Source organism: Streptococcus sp. KR (genome assembly GCF_002238115.1).
In the GTDB taxonomy this organism is placed as follows: Bacteria; Bacillota; Bacilli; order Lactobacillales; family Streptococcaceae; genus Streptococcus.
Genome location: NZ_NGVM01000045.1, coordinates 1 through 3,336 on the forward strand (window position 1 = coordinate 1; position 3,336 = coordinate 3,336).

The 3,336-nt window shown below is 33.4% G+C and carries 4 protein-coding genes and 1 pseudogene; all 5 read right to left on the reverse strand.

The genetic code is table 11. The annotated features are described in order from the left end of the window. Positions 1–232, reverse strand: a pseudogene (locus CBI42_RS10525) (virulence protein); the annotation flags it as partial. Positions 233–343: 111 nt separating this feature from the next. Beyond that, entirely contained in the window at positions 344–850 is a 507-nt protein-coding gene (locus CBI42_RS10530) for a hypothetical protein (protein ID WP_042750704.1), read from the reverse strand. Next, positions 847–1,506, reverse strand: a complete 660-nt coding sequence (locus CBI42_RS10535; protein WP_049491894.1) for a polymorphic toxin type 44 domain-containing protein — start codon at positions 1,504–1,506, stop codon at positions 847–849. Before CBI42_RS10535 ends, CBI42_RS10530 begins: the two co-directional genes overlap by 4 nt. Before the next feature lie 39 nt (positions 1,507–1,545). After that, positions 1,546–2,172: a hypothetical protein gene (locus CBI42_RS10540; RefSeq protein ID WP_094753949.1), complete on the reverse strand. Its 627-nt coding sequence runs from the start codon at positions 2,170–2,172 to the stop codon at positions 1,546–1,548. Beyond that, a partial coding sequence (locus CBI42_RS10545) for an ATP-binding protein (protein ID WP_094753950.1) occupies positions 2,162–3,336 on the reverse strand: 1,175 nt, incomplete at its 5' end. The genes CBI42_RS10540 and CBI42_RS10545, both read right to left, overlap by 11 nt.

The window sequence follows — 3,336 nt, forward strand, 5'->3', positions numbered from 1 at the left end:
CGTCGATTATTTTATCCCATTCGGACTTGTCGTGACCTTTTAAGCGCTTCTCTAATTCGGCACGATAGTAGGCATCTCCATCGTCCGTTAGCATCATATCCCTAGAAGCTTTATTGATGGCACGAGTTTCTGAGTCTTGAAAATCTCTTTTGGCATGCGAAACAATCTTCACATCCTTCATTTTCTGTACCCAGCTCATGTCCAGACCGTCCGCATAGTAGTTGCCATCGCTAAGGTAGTGTAAAATTGGTAACTTAAGTCTTACAAAGAAAGGAAGACAAGAATAAAGATATCAAAGTAAAAAAATAATCATTTTTTCTTCATTTTACTTTTCTAGTTTCCGCTATTCACCTGTCACCTGCGCTTCAAATCTAATGTCTCTGTCTGAAATATTCGTTATTTTTATTTGTTTTGAGTTTGGAATCTCAAATTCCCAAGATTCTTTAGATTGAAGAACTACACCTTTTTCTGATAAATATATACTATTATTTGTATCGTTTTCTTTTATTTTTGTTGGGATATTACTTGACGATGAGTAGATTTCGCTAATTTCTTGCTTCAAAACATCATAGTTAGTCCCTAAAAGGCTTCCTTCTCCCTTCTGCCACCATGAGGTTTTCCCAGATAATTCTAATTCCCCACCAGAAATCTTAGATATATATAATTTGGGGGAGAATTCTTTTTGTTTTGATGTCGGAACTTTTAAAACTATAGAATCACCTGGTTTCAAGGTATAACTCGCATTTTTGAAGTACAAATAAATACAACATATAAATATTATTGTTACAACAACAACCGCTCCTGAACATCCTAGATTCCATTTATTAAGTTGTTTTCTCTTGTTAATCACTTATTATTCTCCTCGTATGAATCTATACCATCTTGGATTGCAGAAGCGTCTCCTTCATTATCACCAAAATTCCCATTTGATTTATTTTTGAAAAATTTAACACCATCTTTATCTGAAGCCAATTGGGCTAAACCTGCATAATTTTTGATCTGCTCATCTTCCATTCCTAAATATCCTTTTGCTACATATCCAAAAAGATAGTTCCCTAAATAATCATCTCTTAAGTTACCTTCCCACTTACGTGACCAAAGTGAAAATTCAAGTTCATCATTATAATTTCTACTCTTTAAGTCTAAAGGTTTTCCAGTATTTACCAAATTTACAAAATCAGTAAGGTCAATACTAACCTGTGTCAAATCTACTGAATTTATCATTATATCATCTCCAGGACTTTTCCATACTTTTCTACCTTCGTTAATTAGATAGTTTCTTTGTTTCATGTCTCCTTCATGAATAGATAAAATATCATTAGCTAGATTATTAGATACTTCCTTTATATCTATCCCTGATTTTTTTAATTCAACACTTTGACCTGGTTGCAGAGTATACTTACCAAGATTTTGTGCCCATAGATTAAAGAAAAAAATAGCCGCCAAACCTACAACAAGTGTTAAACTACAACCTAAATTCCAATTTGATTTTCTCTTCAAGTTCATTTATAACTCTCCTTATAGTCGTCATACCTTTCTGGAGCTCTATCTATTCTGCAAAATTTCGTTCTCTTTCCTTTTTCTACGCTGACCCGACCACCTGATACACTGCAACAATACTATCATACGAAGAATCAAATAGACCAAACGAAGGATTTTCATCCTAGTAAGAACTGAGCTAAACTCTTCTCTTACTAATTCTATTTCCTGAATTAAATCCTCAATATTCTTACCTAGCTTTTTCTCTACAATAGTAGCATTTTCTGATATCAGATAATATTTAGCATCCAAAGTTGAAAAATACGCTTCAGACAGTGTTCCTTCTAAAGGAAATGAAATATCGTAATTATTAGGAGTTTGATTATATTCAGCGAAGACTTGTTGACCATATTTACAAGGATACCCCGTAATTTTAATATTTTTATAATCTAAATGCATTAACCCGTCTAAGGAAGGGGTCGTCCACTCCTCTTTATAGTGGTATAATTTCATTTTCTTATCTACCATTGGCCAAACCATAACATACCGACTATGCATGAATTCCTTAGTTAATGCTGAGTTACTTGCCAAACTGGTCGCACCAATCTCATATACTGACCAAATAAGAACTATGAGCATTAAGACAGCTTGAGTTGGTTTGTTTTTATAATAGTTTTTCATTTTATTTAACATTTTGCTCTCCGATGGAAGGATTGGGTTTATCTAAATCTTTTTGGAAATGTTGGATAGCATTCATAAATTTTTCAAAAGTTATTGATTGTTCACTAGAATGAGAAGAGATATATAATTTATAAGTTTCTTCTAATTTCTTCATTCCTTTCGTATAATCCCCTTCTCCAATATTTTGAACAAATTCATAAGCTCTATAGCCAGATGTTTTTTCAACATTATCGTAGTATGAGTTTGTAACATCAACTACACTATCTCCGTTCTTTATTTCGTGGTAAATATTAACAGCATCTAAATCTGAATGATAATCATCATTGCCAAGACTAGGAGAAATTCCCATAGCACCAACTACATCTCCTTGCCAACCTGCTAAATCATCCTCATTTTCTATTCCATGATTATCTGTATAATGTGCAGAAATTGTGGTAGCCATATGAGAATAATCTATTGTCCCTCCAAATTGAGATAGCAATTCCCTTACTCTTGCTTTCTGCTTCTCGTCTAATTTATTATAATTTCCTTGACCATATGCTTTCTCAGAAGCCAAATTCAGTTTCCCTTTTATCTCATCATTTGTATCCCCCTCTTCAATCTTTTCCAATCTCGTAAAATTATGCTGATTCTGGATAGCCTTCTGAATCGTATCAATCTCATAATCTTCTAATCCATATTTTTTCAGTATGTATTTCAGTTTGTCATTTATGCCAACTATTATACCATTCACCCCATTTGGACTATATAGTCCAGCGACAATTTGCCAAGCACCATAAGATTTATCACCATAAGAGTATGAAGCAACTATCTTAAAGAATTCTACATTTGCTTTCTTAGTCCCATATTTCTTTTCCATACTAACATATAATTTCAGTAATATTTCTGATTCAGTTTGACTAAATCCATATTGCTGTTGGAGTGTCTGAATAGATTTTTGTTTTTTACTTATTGGTATGGATGGCTCAATTTTTTGATTTTCAATCTTCACATCCTTCATCTTCTGTACCCAGCTCATGTCCAGACCGTCCGCATAGTAGTTTCCATCGCTATCGACAATGATTTTACTCAGTTGCATGGCTCCTTTGATAGCTAAGCTAAGTACTTCTAGGCTATCGTTGAAATACTGGGATACCTGTGAGACAAAAAATTCTAGTTTTTCAATCTTATCATTCA